Annotated in this window: 10 protein-coding genes; 5 read left to right on the top strand and 5 right to left on the bottom strand. The window is 38.8% G+C overall.

Annotated features, from left to right (window positions below):
* Nucleotides 1-22 precede the first annotated feature (22 nt).
* The 5 genes from M9892_06970 to M9892_06990 form a co-directional block, all read right to left on the bottom strand.
* Nucleotides 23-1,759, bottom strand: a complete 1,737-nt coding sequence (locus M9892_06970) for a tail fiber domain-containing protein (protein ID MCO5254085.1) — start codon at nt 1,757-1,759, stop codon at nt 23-25.
* Between the two features lie 248 nt (nt 1,760-2,007).
* Entirely contained in the window at nt 2,008-6,732 is a 4,725-nt protein-coding gene (locus M9892_06975; GenBank protein ID MCO5254086.1) for a gliding motility-associated C-terminal domain-containing protein, read from the bottom strand.
* A 381-nt stretch (nt 6,733-7,113) separates the two neighbouring features.
* Nucleotides 7,114-7,917 carry an undecaprenyl-diphosphate phosphatase gene (locus M9892_06980; protein ID MCO5254087.1) on the bottom strand — a complete coding sequence of 268 codons (804 nt, stop codon included), beginning with the start codon at nt 7,915-7,917 and terminating at the stop codon, nt 7,114-7,116.
* A gap of 14 nt (nt 7,918-7,931) precedes the next feature.
* Nucleotides 7,932-8,207, bottom strand: a complete 276-nt coding sequence (locus M9892_06985; protein MCO5254088.1) for a DUF3098 domain-containing protein — start codon at nt 8,205-8,207, stop codon at nt 7,932-7,934.
* 12 nt (nt 8,208-8,219) lie between these two features.
* Complete coding sequence (locus tag M9892_06990; protein MCO5254089.1) at nt 8,220-9,083, bottom strand: permease-like cell division protein FtsX; 864 nt, start codon at nt 9,081-9,083, stop codon at nt 8,220-8,222.
* A 293-nt stretch (nt 9,084-9,376) separates the two neighbouring features.
* Here M9892_06990 and M9892_06995 point away from each other — a divergent pair, with 293 nt between their 5' ends.
* The 5 genes from M9892_06995 to M9892_07015 all read left to right on the top strand — a co-directional run bounded on the left by M9892_06995 (nt 9,377) and on the right by M9892_07015 (nt 18,641).
* Complete coding sequence (locus M9892_06995; GenBank protein ID MCO5254090.1) at nt 9,377-11,560, top strand: glutamine synthetase III; 2,184 nt, start codon at nt 9,377-9,379, stop codon at nt 11,558-11,560.
* Between the two features lie 9 nt (nt 11,561-11,569).
* Nucleotides 11,570-12,106 (top strand): peptide-methionine (S)-S-oxide reductase MsrA, encoded by a 537-nt coding sequence (gene msrA, locus M9892_07000; GenBank protein ID MCO5254091.1) that lies wholly within the window; start codon nt 11,570-11,572, stop codon nt 12,104-12,106.
* A gap of 102 nt (nt 12,107-12,208) precedes the next feature.
* Nucleotides 12,209-12,814, top strand: a complete 606-nt coding sequence (gene recR, locus M9892_07005) for a recombination mediator RecR (protein ID MCO5254092.1) — start codon at nt 12,209-12,211, stop codon at nt 12,812-12,814.
* A gap of 9 nt (nt 12,815-12,823) precedes the next feature.
* Entirely contained in the window at nt 12,824-14,755 is a 1,932-nt protein-coding gene (locus M9892_07010; GenBank protein MCO5254093.1) for a glycosyltransferase family 2 protein, read from the top strand.
* Nucleotides 14,756-14,843: 88 nt separating this feature from the next.
* Nucleotides 14,844-18,641, top strand: a complete 3,798-nt coding sequence (locus M9892_07015) for a PKD domain-containing protein (GenBank protein MCO5254094.1) — start codon at nt 14,844-14,846, stop codon at nt 18,639-18,641.
* The last annotated feature ends 717 nt before the right edge of the window (nt 18,642-19,358 follow it).

Genomic DNA, 19,358 nt, shown 5'->3' on the forward strand with positions numbered 1-19,358 from the left:
CCCCTTTCTCTAATACAAGTGGTTATTTAAATAAAATCATACTTTTAGTATCTACAACTCTGTCGCCAATAATCAGGCTATAGTAGTATGTCCCCGCAGTTAAAGAACCCGCTTTCAAGGTAATGCTGCCTTGTCCGTTGCCCTGTGCTACAAAACTACCCACTATTTTGCCCTCAATGTTCTTTACCTCAACTCTTACGGTTGCAACTCCTTTGGGAACAAAATAACGGATAACGGTTGTTTCACTAAAAGGATTAGGCTCGTTCTGCTCCAAAGAAGGAAGTTCGCCCAATGTACCTATTTGTCCAAAGTCGTTGCCAGTTCCTTCGCACTGTTGATTGTAAATAAACTCTTCCAAAGCAGCTAAACGCCTTTTCAGTTGCTCATTTTCGTTTTCCAAAGTTTCAATTTTTGCATTCGTTTCGGAATTTACAGTTTGGTTCTGCTCTATGGCGTTCAGCCTGTTCTCATGCTCCTGAATGCCTTGTGTCAAGAAAGGTATAAAGCCGTTGTAGTTTACCAAGTGAAATTTCCCGTTGTGGGTAACAAGTTCAGGAATGTGCAATTTAACTTCCTGTGCTTTGAAGCCATAAGACATTGTTATTGAGAAATTAAACTCTCCGTTTTCCTTAAACCTGTATGAGTAAGCAGGAACACTAAGGATTCTTTTCCAGTCAGTGCTTAAACTCTGGAAAGATTCTTTGAGGGTTTCATCAGAAGCCTCAAAGAATGCCCCCGATATGTGTAAATCACCGTTAAACTCTCCTGTACCATTTGCTGAAAATATTATGGGATTTCCTGTTGGAGTAGCTGTACCTATCTGAGTACCTATAAAACCATATGGCGCATTAGTTCCAATTCCCACCCAACCAGTATTATCAATGGTCATACGTGCATTGTTATTCGTCCAAAACTCCATGTTACTATTTTGATTTTGACGGATTTGAAAAACAGACGACCCTTTTTCATAGCCAATCTGCGCTCCAACTGGTGCATGCAATGTTGTCCACCTGATATAATTATCAGTCATAAGCCTTCCTGATGTGTCTCCTTCCAAATGCAGCCTGTCAAGAGGATTGAGTATTTCTCCTATGCCAACATACCCAGTCATCCCTTTTAGTATCATGGCTGTTTCATTCCATGTAGATAAGTGTATGTCATAAGGCGCAACCTGTTTGATTTGCAGTGCATTTGAGCTTCCGTCCTGACCTATGCAAGCCTCCGACATTGGTGCCATTCCTCCTGCGGGTCTTGTAAATCTCAAATAATTAACACCAATAGGGTCACTTTCATTAATATGTAGCTTGCCAAGCGGATTTATAGTGTCAATACCTATGCTATGTGCTCCAGGGTTAACGTTAAAGAAACTGGTAGCTTGCCAGTCTGTATTGTCCCAAAATAGGGTCTGTCCAAAGGCAAAACCCTGTTGCACTCCAATACCGTTCTGCCAAGAGAGATTTCCTGTCGGGTCTGTTGTCAGGTATCGGTTCCGACCAAATGAAGGAGGCAGGTTTTCAAACCTTACTGTTCCATTAACATGAAGGTCTGCGGTAGGTAATATCATAGGAGGTAAATTAATCCCCACAGGTGCATCTCCCAAAAAGGGTGGGTTTCCTGGCGCAAACAGTGATTGCGCCTCACCAGTTCGAAAAAAACCTAACATCAGAAATAAGAGAATTGCTCTTGCCCATAGAGTCGCAGACAATGGCTTTGCCTTGTAAACCGCGTTTAATCTTTGATTTTGTAGTAATTGTTTCATATCGGTATTGTTTTAAATGAACTTCAAAGTTAAAACTATTTTTTTTATAAAAACAAACTTATCAAGTTTATACTATCAGGCGAGTGATGGGTATGCAACAAAATTTTTTGTGATAATAAAACAAGCAACGGTGTTTCGGCTCCGTTTAGACTATCCTTCGACTATCCTTAGACTACGCTCAGGACAAGCGCTCAGGACAGGCTTCTCAGCGACCGCGCATTCATAATTCATAATTCACAATTACAAAACTACCGCACCACCGTAACCGTTCCGGTAAAGAACTGTGTTTCTCCGAAAACGTTGACCACACGCAGGGTGAAGGCATACACTCCGTCCGGCACTTGAAGACCATTACTGCTGCCATCCCATGCCTCGTCTGAGCGGCTGTGGAACAGCAGTTCGCCCCAGCGGCTATATACCTTGAAGTCTAATTCAGAGAACTCGCGCACAATGGGTTTGAACGTGTCATTCAAGCCGTCTCCGTTGGGAGAGAAAGCACTTGGGAAGAATACGCGGTAGTTCGTTTTGATATAAAGTCGCGAGTCTGACGTGTCGCGGCAGCCGTGGCTGCTCACGGCAATCAGCCGTACGCTGTGATAGCCCGAATCGGTATAAGTTACAATCGGGTTCTCATCCGTGAACGTGCCAAAGGGTGCTATGTCCCATTGATATGACACCGCTCCCGTGCTGCGGTTCTGAAAACTCACCAAGGGATTGTCCATGTCCGGTTCTTCGGGTTGATAGCCGAAGTCCGCAAAGGGTTTGGGATAGATGTCTATGGCTTGTCCGCTCACTTGGGCTTGGCAGCCACCTGCGGTGATGAGCGTGAGCAAGGGAATGAAGTGTCCTGCGTGGGGATATGTGTAATGCAGCGTAGGTGGAATTTCAAACGTGTGGGTGGAGTCTCCGTTGCCAAAGCTGAGTGTGAAACCATATTTGTCAGGGTAATTGGTTTGTAATGTAAAATCTACAGGAAGCGGCTCGCAGCCTTCGCTTGGAGTATTTTCTAAGGTCAGCAATTCAGGAACTCTATCCACTTTTATTTCGGCAGTTGTATTTTCGCTTGAACAGTTATCAGAAAGTGTTGCGCTAAACTTATCAAAGCCTTCTGGAGAAACAGTTTGCGTTAGTCCGTTTCCAAGTGGATTTCCGTTTTTGTCAAACCAATTTATTGAATAAAAATTTGGATTTCCGCCTTTTGGATTTGCGGTTAAAATTGCATTTGGGTCAGCGCAAATTGTTGAACTTGAAAGTGTTAAACTGAGTTCAGGTCGGATGATTATTTTCCTCGAAAAAGTATCATTCGGAGAGCTGCAATTATCTCTTAAAACTAAAAAGATTTCTCGGGTGTTGAATTGTGAATATTGGCTTTCTGAAATAAGTGATTTGCTATTCAAATCAAGTGTATCAGCATTTTTTAGCACTTCCATAGTTCCGTCATCTTTTTTGTGAAGCCAAGTAAATTGATATTGTTTTGAAATCCCGCCAGAGCCTTGTGCTGTCAAGGAAATTTCCTCGCCTAAGCAGATCGTATCCGGTGCTGAAAACTCAGCTTTGAGTTCCGGAAGTGTATGCAAATTGATTGTTTGGGTGTCAGCCAAAACGGAGCAATTGTCTTTTAAAATCAAGATCAGAACTGCATCCGGATTTTTAAAGTCTTTGGAGTTGATTTCAACTGAATCTCCTTTTGAAATTTCCTCATCGTCTAAAAGCCAAGTAAATTCATAATCTTCCTCCACTTCGCCAGTTCCGTATGCAAAGAATTTCAATTCACTGCCAGAGCAAACAGATGTGTCGTTTGCGCTTTTTTGAGCAAAATTTAAAATCTGTGCTTTAAGTGGTTCTCTTATTATTACTTCAAATGAAACACTGTCTCCTTTTGCCATGCAACCGTCTTGAAGAGTAAGGGTTACAAGGAGTTTTCTCAATAATTCGGAGGGCTCGTAATCAGTTAAACTATCCGAATTTCCCTCAGGCAAATGCTGAAACAAGTTCAGCATTACGTTGTTGTCGGGGTTGAAGATTTTCCAGTTCCATTGGTAGTTTTGTTCTGTTCCGCCTTTTCCATTTGCAGTGAAGTTGAGGTGTGCTCCAAAACATGCTTCGACTCCGCTCAGCATCCCGTTAGTCCCAGTTAGCAAGGTGCTGCCGGAATACAATTCGTTGATTTCCAAAGGATGAAGCGGTGAAATAACGAATTTCTGTGTGTCACATTCAGGGCTGCAAATGTCTTCAACTATAAACCAAAATCTCTGACTATCTTGGTTGTTGAAAATCGGTTTAATTATTGTTTTTGTCTCAGAAACATTGCCACTATCTTGGCTTAAAATATTGCCTTTTTCATCAATCCATTTCCACCTAAAACCCTTGCCACTACCATCAGAAATCTGTGCTGTAATTTCAGCAGAAGTGCTTGGACAGACTGCCGTATCTCGAGGAAATACAATAGCTTTAGGAACTCTGCGGTCAATTTTTAGTTCTATAAAACTACTGTCAATATATGGAAGACATTCATCTTTTGTTACAAAAGCAAATTTCCGAGAATCAAAAATACTTTTATCAAGCTGAACGCCAATTGTGTCAGCAAATTTCCCTTTTCCAGAATCCAGAAAAACAGGGAGATTTTGCTCGTCAATTTCAAACCATTCCCAGCTATAAGTTGCACTATCGCCACCAGAAATATTTCCAAATAGCTCAACTAAACTGCCGTCACACTGTAAGCTATCCAAAGTCGAAATTTTGCCTTTTGCTCGACTTGGATGAAGGATTATCGTATAAAAAGCGGTGTCTTCTTTTATCGAACAACCGTCATTTAAGACCAAAGCAATATTCCTTGTCGAGGTGTTGTGGGTGTAGTAAACTGTGTCAACAAAAGCGAAAGAATCACTCTTGATTTCACGCCAAATATTTGCTCTTGGAATATTATACCAAGTCCAGTTATAACCGGCACTGTCACCATCTTGAAAGGATGCATCAAGCGCAAAATTTTCGTTTAGGCAAGAGTAAAAAGTATCTGCATTTGAGACGATTTTAGGGTTGTTTCTGATAAAAATCCTTTTGAAAGCGGTATCAGGTTCTCCGCAACCAGAAGTGTCTGAAATTACAATCTTGAAAATGGTATCTTTCATTGCAAGAATTGTCGGAGTTCTTGAAGTGGAATCGTCCATTAAATACTTGGGCGACCACTCCCAAACAGTTCCGCCATAAGTGTGCAACTGGAAACTATCTCCCAAACAAACGGTTTCTGGAGGACCGGGGTCAGCTTTATCCATGGAATAAATTAACAATCGCAAGCTGTCTCTTTTATAAAAACTCTGAACAGGCGGACTGGTGCTGATTACACGGATTCTATAATTTGCTGAACTGGAAACTCGGAATAATGGCAACGCACCCCGAATGGTACTATCTTCAGTTGCTTGTAGGCGACCGAGTTCCCTGACTTTACTTGTATCATCAAAGTTTCCATTTTCATCACTTAGTTGAGCTATGAACCAATTGTCGGGATTGTACCTTCCCATTTTTGTATATGGAATGTCCATGCTGTCGCCTGCACAATAGGGTCCTGCCGAAACCTCTCCACGAGTGATGGAGTAGTCGGTGATTTTGGCTATAAAAGATTCTGCAATACCTTTATTTAAAAGTGAGTCATTAAATAATCTGATTTTATTAAAGAATATTCCAGCTACATAAAAATTTCCCTTTTTATCAGAAGCTATACTCGAAACTTGAATGCTCACGCCAAAACCACCATCAGTAAAACCCCATAAAACATTCCCTTTAGTATCAAATTTAAGAATACATAGGTCAAAGGCAGTAGAGCGATATACAAGAGGTATTCCTTTGATATTAACCGTGCCACCTTGCAAATTTCCTCCAATGTAAAATGTTCCATCCCCCCCGTCTTCAACACCACCTCCTGGTGAGAATACTGATGGAGAAGTTGCCGTAGTATGAGCGTGCCATTTTAATTTGTTGTTTTGGTTAAACACGATTGAAGTAGGATAATTATAGTTGTCTGTTAGTATGACTGAATCATTAAAGAGTAAACTGTCCATTGCATTAAAAGCCCATGCAATATTTGCCAGACTTGCACCTGAGTCCAATAAAGTAAATCTGTTGTAGGTAATATTCGTATTATTGACCACATAATTTTTACTTAACAATAAACCATTGCTATCAATATTGCAAATGTAAATTCCACTAAAAACCGTGTCGTTACCGATGATACTTTTATTTTCAACGCTTCCATTAAAATAAATGCTGTTGTGATTAAGAACTCCAATGTCGGAATAATTGCTAACATTAAGACCATCAAAAGTATTTGCATATAGAAAAGCCCCTGATGTATCGTAACACGATAGTATAGCACCTTTTGAAACAGTAAAAGTATCTACTGCGTCTTCAAAACTGACATTACAGTTATCTGTATCATAATAGCTTGTAAAGTATAACCTGTCTGAAAATATTTTTATCCCACGTGTCCAATACACATCCATATCAGTTCTGCCAAATTCTCTTTTCCAGATTAATGTGCCGTTAGGAGAATATTTTAAGATTGCATGCCTATAATTAGCACCACTTGAAACTAAACTTATTGAAGGCGACAACGGAATGGGTCCTCCAAAATATTGAACCAAGATATATATATTGTTGTTATTGTCAGTATTCACTCGTAGAGGTTTTATCGTACTACTTGCAGGCACATTAGTACTGATTAGCCATAACAGGGAATCTTTGGGGTTGTATTTCATTAATATGAGGTTGTCTTGTCCTGCATTATTTAAAACCGAAAATCCCCTGTAAGTGAAAGCAACAGAAGAAGATGTTGCCATTATTATATCTCCATTGCTGTCACATGTGATATAGGGAATACTGCTTTTGTTTCCTCCCAAACCGTTAATCCACTCCGTTTCTTGTGCGGAACCAGAAAGAATAGAAATGAAAAGTGATAATATAGAAAGGAGTTTTTTCAAAACTTCAGCAGAAACAGGTTGAATACTTTAGCTCATACAGCCTTTGGTAAGGGTATTGTCTTGTAAACCGCACTTACTCTTTGATATTGTAATAATTGTTTCATATCAGTATTGGGTTAAGTGAACTTCAAAGTTAATAATATTTTTTTAATAATAACTAATCATCCTGTTTCTGTTACAAGTGGGAGTGGGATAGGGTCAAAAGGAGCATCTCCGAGCATCAACACTGACTGCTCCAATCCAGCTCGCCATGCTCCTAACACGAAGAATAAAACAATGACTTTTGTCAAAACATAAATTGTCAAGAGTGTTCTCTATGCCATCTCTACATTCAGGTTGCGAACGATTAACGCTCTATTGTTTAGTAAAGAAATTTACACCCTAAGACAGAATTACCATGTTCAATTTGTTCATCAGTATCAAACATATAATGACTCCACCCACGATCATTCTGTACCATCCAAACCACACAAAACCTTTGCGTGTGAGAAATGAGATAAATCCTTTTATGGCAATCAAGCCGACAAGAAAAGATACAATATTGCCAATCAGCAACACATTCATTTCTTGCGTACTTAGACTGAAACCGACTTTAGTAAGATAGGATAGCAATTTATATCCCGTAGCTGCCAAAAGAGTGGGTACTGCCAAGAAAAATGAAAACTCAGCCGCGTTTTTTCTGTTCAATTTTGCAACTAATCCGCCTACGATTGTAGTGGCAGAGCGACTTGTGCCGGGAATCATGGATAACACCTGAAAAAGACCTACGGTCAATGATTTCTTATATGTAACTTGCTGATTTTGATTATTTTCATTCTCCTTGAACCAGCGATCCACAAATAGCAAGAAAATTCCGCCTACAAGCAAGGTAATACCTACAGTCAGAGGACTTTCCAATAGTTTATCAATTACATCATCAAAGAGCAATCCGCACACGGCAGCGGGTATGAAAGCAATGAGCAGATTGAGATAGAAATGAAAAGATTGAAAGAATTTTTTCCAATAGAGTACCAAAACAGAGAGAATAGCACCGGGTTGCACAGCAATGGTAAATAATTTGACAAAATCTGTTGGTTCTATTCCCAACAGTGCTGTGCCTATTATGAGATGCCCGGTAGATGAAACAGGCAGATACTCTGTTAGACCTTCTATGATGGCCAGAATAATTGCCTCAAGATAATTCATTTGTAAGACGAGGTTTATTCCTCAGACTCAGACTTGTCTTCGGGTGATTTGGCAATTACCGAATAAATTGCAAGTCCAAACCCCAGCATAACAACAATAGGGGCGATGGTTAACTGTCTGCTTTTTACGTCCACAACATCACCATCATTGCCGGTCATAAGTAAAAAACCAATGATGACAATAACCGCACTTACGATTAATAAAAGATAGTTTTTTTTGCCAAAAACCATGGGTTCCATAGTTTTGGATGTTTGAGATTTAGCCAATGTAGTTTTTTTTTCTTTAGCCATTTTGGGTATCTGTTAGTATAGTTTATTGATATCTAATCTTAAATATTTTCTGCAAGCAAAATAAGTTGCGGGCAAAATAATGATAATTGAAATTAAAATCAAAGCACTTGCAATAATTGCATAAGGAATTGGATCTTTGAACTGAATCAGACCGGTAAAAGTCTTGTTAATCCAAAACAAAACACCTGCATTCAGAACAATGGCAAGCAGCGCACCCGCAAGCCCTTGCAGCAGGTACATCCTGAGAAAAGGTTTGATGATAAACCCATCCGTTGCACCCACAAATTGCATGCTTTTGATAAGAAATCTACGGGCAAAAATATTAAGCCTGATAGTGTTATTAATGACAAACAATGCTGCAAAAAGAAATACGGCTAAAATAATCAACAACACAACTTCTACAGTTTTGAGATTATCATTCACCAAGGACAAAATATTCTCGGGGTAACTGACACTCTCTACAATCTTGTTTTTCTTAATGTTAGAGACCAATTGATTTATTTGCGATTCATTGGTATAATCCGAATGAAGTGTGATAAAAATGGCATGCGGTAAAGGGTTGTAACCAAGGCTTTCGATAAAATTAATGCCTTGCTCCTCCATCTCTTTTTGGGCAGCTTCCTCTTTGCTGACAAATTTGGCACTTTTAATCTCTTTCATCTCTTTGAACTGCATACTCAAATTAATCCCGTCTTTATCTTCAGTGCCATCTTGCAAATAAATACGAATCTCAAAATTTTCTCTGATATATGCGTCCATTTGGTGAGAAAATTGGTAAATCAACCCCAACAATCCGGTAAGAAAAAGAACAATGCCTATGCTCATTACCGTAGGAAAAAAGGAAGTGCGTTTGCGATATTTCTTTTCTTGTGCCAATGTGCGGGCAAAATAATGGAATAATCAGGCAAAGACAAAAAGTTTTTTATCACAAAAAGTCGTTTACAAATTACAAATTCATGACATTTCTCTTCAAATACAATCTGATATTTGCCAGCAATTTTAACTCTCGATATATGTACAAAAGATAGCTAACACCATTGAGTTATTGTCCAAATCAGCAAAAGGACAATATCATTTCATAGAGAACAACATTGTTAAAAACTTGATTAAAAAAAAACTGAGCAAAAGTATTTTTTCATAGATTTTTGCAACCTAATTTTCTTTCACACATGGCAAAAACAAATCTAAGCCCTGACCACTCGTCAGATCCTAAAACAAACACGCAGAGTATCAATTTCAATCAGATTTCTTCGTATTTTGGGATGAATGTTTTTGCCGGTAAGAATGCAAAAAAATATCTATCAGCACAAGTAATCAAAGAACTCGAAAAAGTGGCACTTAGCGGAGAACACCTTTCGCGCAAGATGGCCGATGAGATTGCCGAAGGCATGAAAAAGTGGGCTATTAATAAAGGTGTAACCCACTACACACACTGGTTTCAGCCGCTCAGAGGCACAACTGCCGAGAAACACGATGCTTTTTTTGAACCCACCGGCATTGATTCCGGAATGGAGGTTTTTTCAGGCAAGTCACTTGTGCAACAGGAACCGGATGCATCCAGTTTTCCAAACGGAGGTATGCGTAACACCTTTGAAGCCAGAGGATATTCGGCTTGGGACCCCTCCTCTCCGGCATTTATTTTAGAAAAAGCATCCGGCAAAACACTCTGTATTCCAACCGTGTTTGTGTCATATACAGGACAAGCGTTAGACTATAAAACACCCATGTTGCGTTCTGCAAAATTTGTGCAAGACACTGCAACAGAAGTTTGCGCTCTATTTGATAAAAAAGTCAAACACACCAACGTGTCGCTTGGAATTGAGCAGGAGTATTTCGTGGTTGACTATAAGTTGTACCGCAAACGCCAAGACTTGATGCTTGCCGGAAGAACACTGTTGGGGCATGCGCCTGCTAAGGGGCAACAACTGGAAGACCATTATTTTGGAAGCATTCCTGAAAGGGTTTTTGAGTTTATGACTGCTTTGGAAAAAGAAGCATTAAAGCTCGGAATTCCGCTCAAAACCAGGCATAACGAAGTAGCACCCTGCCAATATGAATGTGCCCCTATGTTTGAAACAATCAACCTTGCGATTGACCACAATTCATTGTTGATGGATTTGATGGAATCAATCAGTGAAAAATTTAATTTGAAGGTTTTGCTTCACGAAAAACCTTTCAAAGGAGTCAATGGCAGCGGCAAACACAATAACTGGTCTATCATCACAGATACCGGTGTGAATCTGTTTTCACCCGGAAAAACACCGATTGAGAATCTGCAATTCTTGACTTTTTTTATCAATACCATTAAGGCTATATACGATCATGGCGCACTGTTGAGAGCAAGTATAGGTACTGCCAGCAACGACCACCGACTGGGTGCAAACGAAGCCCCTCCTGCGATTATGTCAGTGTTTATTGGTAGTTTCCTAAGCGAAATTTTAAATGATTTCGAAAAAGAGAAATCAAACAAATCCAAAGGAGGAACTGACGAGAAGACCTTGAATATTCCTCATATTCCACCTATTTTGCAGGACAATACAGACCGCAACAGAACATCACCTTTTGCTTTTACCGGCAATAAATTTGAGTTGCGTGCCGTAGGTTCCTCCGACAACTGTGCTTCTTCTATGTCTGTACTCAACACGATTGTAGGAAATCAACTAAAAGAATTTTTAAAAGATGTGGAAGCACTTAAGAAAAAGGGCAACTCTAAAGAAAGGGCAATCCAACAGGTATTGAGAAGTTACATCAAGAAATCATCCAAAGTGATTTTTGAAGGAAACGGCTACAGTAAAGAATGGGAACAAGAAGCTAAAAAACGAGGTTTGGAAAATATCAAAACCACGCCTCACTCTCTTGCTACTTATTTGAAACCGCAATCAAAAAAGATTTTTATTGACAACGGAATTTTATCCGAAGAGGAGATAGAAGCACGCACAGATATACGCTACGAAAGCTATGCACTCAAACTCCAAATAGAAGGCAGGGTGTTGGCTGACATGGTAAAAACCAACATTATTCCTCCGGCTATTGAGTTCCATACACGCGTTTTAGAAAATCTAAAACTACAAAAAGAGTTAGGAATCAAACCGGAATTATATGCCGCTACACTTGATCTTGCAGGCAAAATAGGCTTTTATATTCAGCAGGTTCAACATTTTACAAAACTCATGGTAGATGAAAGAAAAAGAGCGAATCTGATAGAATCTCATGCTGAAAAAGCTTTGGCTTATTGCGAAAAAGTACTGCCGCTTTTTGATGAAATCCGCTATCAGGCAGATAAGTTGGAAAGACTGATTGATGACAGTTTGTGGCAGATTCCCAAATACAGAGAATTATTGTCTATAAAGTAAAAAGCGATTATGGGCAAAGAAACGATAGTATTGGGCGGGGGCTGCTTTTGGTGTACCGAATCTGTTTTTAGTCAAATCCAAGGAGTAACAAAAGTAGAGTCAGGGTATTCCGGAGGACATATCAAAAACCCAAGTTACAAAGAGGTTTGCACCGGAATGACAGGACATGTAGAGGTGATTAAAGTTTGGTTTGAACCTGAAGTGGTGTCGCTACATACGCTCTTATCCATATTTTTTACCACACACAACCCTACTACCCTTAACCGACAAGGAAATGATATAGGGACACAATACCGAAGTGTTATTTTTTATGCAGATCATACCCAGCAAGAAATAGCCGAGAAAGTAATGAAAGAGATTGACTCACAAAACATTTATGACAAGCCTATTATTACCGAAATCTCTCCACTGATTAACTTCTATCGAGCCGAACAATACCATCATAACTATTTTGCAAATAATCCTGACGAGCCTTATTGTGAAGCTGTTATCAGCCCAAAAATCGCCAAGTTCAGAGCACATTACAAACATTTACTTAAAGGCTGAGCCCTATTCAACTTTTATACATAAAACACATTGTTGATGGGTGCCAAAACATTCAATCTAAAAAAAGTTTAGCTTTGCAAAGCATAGAAAATAAGACTTCTGATGGCATATTCATCCAAAACCATTGAACAAGCAGTAGAGTATTTTTCCAAATTCCCCGGAGTGGGCAGCAAAAGTGCTTTACGCATGGTTTTGTATTTGGCAAAAAGACCTGAAAACGAAGTGATTAGACTGGCAGAAGCAATAAAAGCCATCAAGACTCAACTAAAACTCTGTACAGAATGTGGTAATCTTTCGGACACAGACGTATGTAGCATTTGTGCTTCTCCGATTCGCAACAAACAAATGATTTGTGTAGTAGAAGATTTTAAAGATGTAATGGCAGTTGAAAATACCGTTCAATTCAAAGGTTTGTATCATGTATTGGGAGGATTGATTTCGCCCATCGATGGCATTGGACCCGAAGAACTGAATGTTTCTAAACTTTTTGAGCGAATCCAAACCAACCAAGTTACAGAAGTTGTTTTTGCATTGAGTGCTAACATGGAAGGCGATACAACCACTTATTATTTGAGCAAAAAACTCAAGGAAATTGCAGTAAATGTCAGTGTAATATCCAGAGGGATTTCTGTGGGTTCCGACCTTGAGTTTACTGATGAAATCACATTGGGACGCTCGATCATCAACAGAGTTCCTTACGAAATATAACAATCTCTGATGAGCGACCTGAGTATAATCATAGTCAGCTACAATGTACGCAGGTTTCTGGAACAGGCAATACTTGCTGTACAACGTTCTACGGGTAATTTGAAATTTGAAATTATTGTAGTGGACAACGCTTCGTCAGATGACAGTTGCAAGGTTGTCAGAGAAAAATACCCCTCAGTACACCTCATTGAGAACAAAAAAAATCTTGGTTTTTCAGGAGCCAACAATCAAGGAATTAAAATAAGTACGGGCAAATATGTGCTATTACTCAATCCGGATACTGTTGTTGCCGAGGACACACTGAACAAATGTTTTGACTTTATGGAGCACACCTACGACTGTGGTGCTTTGGGGGTGAGAATGATTGATGGAGGCGGTAAATTTTTGCCCGAAAGCAAAAGAGGACTTCCTACTCCAACAACATCTTTTTATAAAATCTTCGGATTAGCTTCATTATTTCCAAAATCCAAAAAGTTCGGCTCCTACCACCTCAAATACCTAAATGAGTTTGAGACAAACTCAGTGGATGTGCTATCCGGTGCATTTATGTTAATGCGAAAAGAGGCTTTGGACAAATCCGGTTTGTTAGATGAAACATTCTTTATGTATGGCGAAGATATTGATTTGAGCTACCGTATCACGCAGTCCGGGTACAAAAACTACTATTTCCCCGAAACCTCAATCATACATTACAAAGGCGAGAGCACAAAGAAAAACAGTCTTCACTATGTCCAAGTGTTCTATCAAGCTATGATCATCTTTGCAGAAAAGCACTTTGGGATTAAATCAGGGAAAATGCTGGGAAAAATGATTTACCTGGCAGTATATCTTCGTGCATTTGCAGCATTAATCAAACGATTTGCGACAAAAAGCCTCCCTGTTTTAATTGAATTTATACTCTTGTATTTATCTTACTTTGGTGTCACAAGATATTGGGAGGAATATAACAAATGGGTCGAAGGAGGCGCATATCCTAAGGAATATTTTGTTTATCACCTCACGTCCTATTCATTGATTTTGATAATAGGATTAATGTTAGGCGGGGCTTATCGCAGATATTTTTCGGGAAATAATCTCTGGCGTGGTTTTTTTATTGCCTCTGCAATATTGGTCATTTTTTATGCGTTTTTGCCCGAAACCCTGCGTTACTCAAGAGCCATATTACTTTTGGGAGCATTCTTAGGTTTGAGCATTTTAGCCATTTATCGTTCGATTCTGAATTTTATCAAAACCCGCTCATTCTCTTTGGGAAGCCATAGAGAGAAAAGAGTTCTTGTAGTTGGGAGTCCTAAATCTATTGACAAAGTACGGAAAATCTTAGTCTCTACAGGCATCACAACAGAGGTAATCACTATGATTGTGTCAGATATGGAGCAAACCAAAACTGATTTAATGCCTTATCTTGATTTTTATAAAATTGATGAAATAGTCCTTTGTACCGAAGACCTGAGCAATAAAACAATTATTGAGATATTAGAACACCCGAATCTAACCAGAATCTCGGTTAAAGTCCTGCCTCCGGGTCTGGACTTTATAGTGGGCAGCAACCACAAAAACAAATCCGGCAATTTTTACTCAACAGATAAGGACTATAAAATAGCCACTCCAAGCGCTGTCTTAAACAAACGCATATTTGACATTATCAGTTCGGTTATTTTACTGCCCTTTATGCTATTGTTCTTATTTCGAAGAAAAGGAATTTGGGGCGCATGGACAAGTGTTATAACAGGCAAAAAGACTTGGATTGGATACAATGTTGCTGTAATGGAAAATTCACTTCCACAAATCAAAGAAAGTGTTTTTGAACTAAAAGATTATGTCGAACTGTATTCAAAAGAAAATGATTTGTTTCTCAAAGAAAGCAACATTTATTACGCCCAACAATATAACTGGAAAATGGACCTTGATTTTTTAGGCAAATGCTTACTAATCAAGCACTAACATATTTTTTTAAAATTTTTCTCTTTAAAATTATCTTTTTTCGGATTTATTATAATACCTTAGCCCTCAATTAAAAATAATCCTGACTATGAAAAAAATTACTACACTATTCATGATGCTTGCACTCGGCTTTATGAGCGCTCAGGCACAGACAGTATTACTTTCTGAGGATTTTTCAGTATCCTCAGATACCACTCCTCCGGTTGGCTGGAAGAATGTTCAATACTACACTTCGAGTGCATTAACAGACTATTGGCACTTTGACAATCCCGGAAGTCGCACTCCTTCAGGAGGATTTTCAGGCAAATTTGCAATTTATGACAGCGACAATTACTCTAATAATGGCGCATTAGAGGACATCGGACTTGAATCTCCGGTTTTCTCTACAATTGGATATGATTCCTTGTTCATTAGTTTTGATTTGTCAACCCAACCGGCTTTAAGCAATAGAACATCTATATTTATTGATGTTTTTGACGGAAACTATTGGAAAACTGCAAAAGTTTATATTGATACAGCAACCACAGGACAAAGAGACACATTTGACATCTCTGCATTGGGCAGAAATAATTGCAAAACCAAAATCAGATTCCGATTTTATTGCCAAAGTGGTGGTTGGTTTGCAGTTGATAACGTAGAAGTTTATTCTCCTAAATCAGCCGTAGCCACCAACGTGCAATTAGTATCTATGACAAGACCTTTGTCAACAGGATGCGCAGATCCTTTTGCACAAATTAATTTGCGCATCAAAAATGCCGGTACGACACCCGCCTCCAATATTCCATTTTATGCAGACATCAATGACGGGAATTATACTCAGCATTACAGCTATACACTGACTTCAACCTTGTCACAATGCGCAGACACTGTAGTCATTCTACCAGACACAATCAAAATTGCTTATGACTCAACTTTCACTTTTGTCATTTATTCTGACTTATCAGGAGATTTAGTTAAATTGAATTCTGATACTGTTTATGTCAATAACTTCAAAAATCTACCCTCCCCACTCTTCTACCCCGATGTAGATTCTTCGTTTTGCGGACATCTGCCCATGATAGATTCTATTCCTATTTCAGGCAAACAAACTGCAAAATGGTATAAGAGTCTGAGTGATACACTACCAATTTATGTGGGACCCAAGGTTAATTTTGGCGTATTAGCCAATGACACCACGTTGTTTTTAGAAACCGGTTTCAAAGAGGATTTTCAGTACCCAACAAATAGTTCCTCTCCTCTTCCATCAAGTGCCGCCTTCGCTCCCCCTACCATTTCCGGCAGCTATATTGATATTACTGCAAAAACAGATATTTATGTAGATTCTCTTGAAGTTGTGGTTAGAACAGATTGTAAGTGGAGATATGAAGTATACACTACGCCCGGCTCATATGTACCTCAAATCCAGAATTTTGGAGCATGGTCGTTAGCATATAAAGGAAAGGACTCAGTCTATGCTTCCAACAGAAATAAGATATATGTAGGAGGGGTAAAAATAAAACGAGGAGAAACCATTGGATTTCACATATTTGACGGTGGTGATTCTGCCACTAACAACGGGGTGGGATTATCTGTAGGTGGAGGAACTCCAATCATTTATGACAACCCTCAAATCAAAACTTATGCAAGTCATTACACCCAACAATCGGCAGGCAGCCCCGGAACCGTCATTCAAGTTCTGTCCGGTTACGGATACCACACCAATATCTATTACAGAATAGAATGTCCGGGTAGTTTTAGCGAACGAACATACCGCAAACCTGTTGACCTCCCTGAGACTAAAATTCAGTCTATTGCACCCTTTGACGGAAAAGCAGGGCAACACAGAGATACAATCATGAGCAGAAAACCCATGATTTATGAAATGCAAGCGCCCCTTGGATATTCAAACAGTGATTTTGGAACCAAATGGACCGTTTCGTCTTTAGACTTTACAACCATGAATGGAACACTTGTACCTGCTGCACACTATAGTATCACTAACAATCCGCCATCTTCAGGCAATAATTTAAGACTGACATATACGCCAACTGAAGATTGGGTTGATTCTATAGTGAATATTAGTGTAGGTGTTAAGAACTTGGCTATTTATCCTTATTGTGACACGGTAATCAACCGCCAAATACTTATTACAGCAAGACCTGTAATTGACATTTCTTTTACAGCTGCTTGTCAAAACAACCAAACTGTATTTAAGAATCTATCTAATATCTCTCACGGAACGGTTAACTATTATTGGGACTTTGGCAATGGTGAAAGTTCAATTTTAACAAACCCGACAGTAGTGTATAAAGGTTTTGGAAACTATACTGTAAAACTCACGCTCACCAACAATTACAATCTCAAAATTGATACAAGTTTTACAGTTAATATCAAGGAGAAGCCGGATGTTAAATTCACATACGACAATAATCTCTGTGCAGGACTTGATGTACACACCAAAAACAACTCTACTTATACTTCAGGTACTGTAACATATACTTGGAAATATGGCGATGGAAGAAGCTTCAGCACAAAAGAGCCAATAATCAAGTACAATAAAGGCGGTGTCTATGCTTTAAGACTGATTGCTGACGGGGACAACGGATGTACTGACTCATTTACACAACTTGCTAATATTTATTATTCTCCTAAGGCTGATTTTCAAGAAAGTTCAGGTATTTTATGTCAAGGGGCATTGGTAAATTTTGACAACACAACCATCCTTGATTCAGGTTCTTTCTTCTCGAATTGGAAATTTGGAAATTTGGGAACTTCTACTACTAAAAGCCCACAATATCCATTTGCAAACAGTGGCACTTATAATATTAATTTATTAGTCTATACCTCTGCAGGTTGCAAAGACTCAATTAAAAAGAGCATTACTATTTATGAAGCACCTTCGGTTGACTTTACAATTACAGGGGCATGTACCGACAAAGCAATTTATTTGACAAATAATTCCACCATCGGCAGTGGTTCTATCCAATCCTATACATGGGATTTGAATTTCGAAACCCAGTCTTTTACAAAGGATGCAAACTATACCGCTACAACACCCGGATTGAAGACATTTTTATTAACCGTCATAACAGATAAGGGTTGTGAAAGTTCACTCAGCAAGAACTTGACAGTTAATCAAACCGCCAAAGCTGAATTTACTGCTGAAAATAAGGGCTGTGCCGGCACCTTGATGTCTTTCAACAATACTTCTAAATTAGTACCCGGTACAATTAATTACAAATGGAGGTTTGGCGATGGAGACTCTATGAACACTAAGAATGCCAATCACTCCTACTCTAATTCAACCGGACAGAATTTTAATATCATGTTGATTACAAATGTCAATGGCAACTGTCCTGATACTGCTTCAAAGCAGATTTTTATTGGCGAGATGGCAATTTGCAGCTTCTCTATAGAGGATGATTATTTGCCTGGACATAGAACTTATAAATATGTCCCTGCACGTAATGATTACTCAACCTATAATTGGAACTTTGGAGACGGTTCGACATCCACCGAGCAAAGCCCAATTCACCAATTCAGTGAAGATGGCAATTATTTAGTTGAACTGCATGCTATCAATGCTGACGGTTGTGAATGTACTTTAACTCAAAATAAATCTGTTGTAAACTTAGGAGTATCTCAAACCTCAGATAAATCATTTATCAAAACTTATCCAAATCCAACTACTGATATAATCAACATAGAATATAATGTCCCAGAAGGAATCACGGCTCTTTATATTATTGACTATACCGGCAAACAAGTGCAAAAAGTCGTGTTTGGCAAGAATAATACTATAGGCGACATTGCCATCAATGTTTCTGGACTTGCAAGTGGTGTTTATTTCATTAAAGCCGAAACAGAAAATAAAACTATGATTTCAAGATTTGTAATTAGCAAATAATCTAAATCTGTTATTCTTACATCTAAAAAGGGTTCTGCATTCAGTAGAGCCCTTTTTGGTTTATATCTATTTTGAAAAAAACTCGCTATCTTTGCAGCAGTGTTTAGAAAGATATTTGCCATATTACTCACTTTCTTTGTAATTGGAAGCGTACCCGGCTTTACTCTTTTTGTACATTATTGTCATGGTGCAGCCTCCGACATCTCATTGTGGGACGACAGCCAATCATGTAAAATGAACACAGAGATCCAGAAAACGGAAGCCAACAAGTCTTGTTGCAAAAAGGAAATCGTAAAGAGCTGTTGTGAGTCTTCTTCACAACATAAACACTCTCAAAATTGTGTCATATCGCAGTCTGATTGTTGTCAAACTCAAATTGTGAAAGCGCATAATGTTGACATGCTTTCTTTTAGACCTGATAGCAAAATCCAACAAGTGAGCGTTGAGTATGTAATTAACCTTCCATTGTTGATATCATCAACAGTTTGCAAGGAAAACACTTCAAACCATAACATCTTATCTTTAATCAATCCGCTCACATTATCGGGACGGAATATTTGTATTAAAGATTGCCATTACCTCATTTGATTTTTTTATTTTTTGATTTGTGCGCTTGGATTAAACTGAGCGACAGAAGGAGTGCGTTATTTTATACTTTTTAGCCAACTCTCTTGCGTAATCACTGCAAAAGTATTTTACCTAATCTAAAAAAAATAA

Source organism: Bacteroidota bacterium, assembly GCA_023957335.1.
GTDB lineage: Bacteria > Bacteroidota > Bacteroidia > NS11-12g > UBA955 > JALOAG01.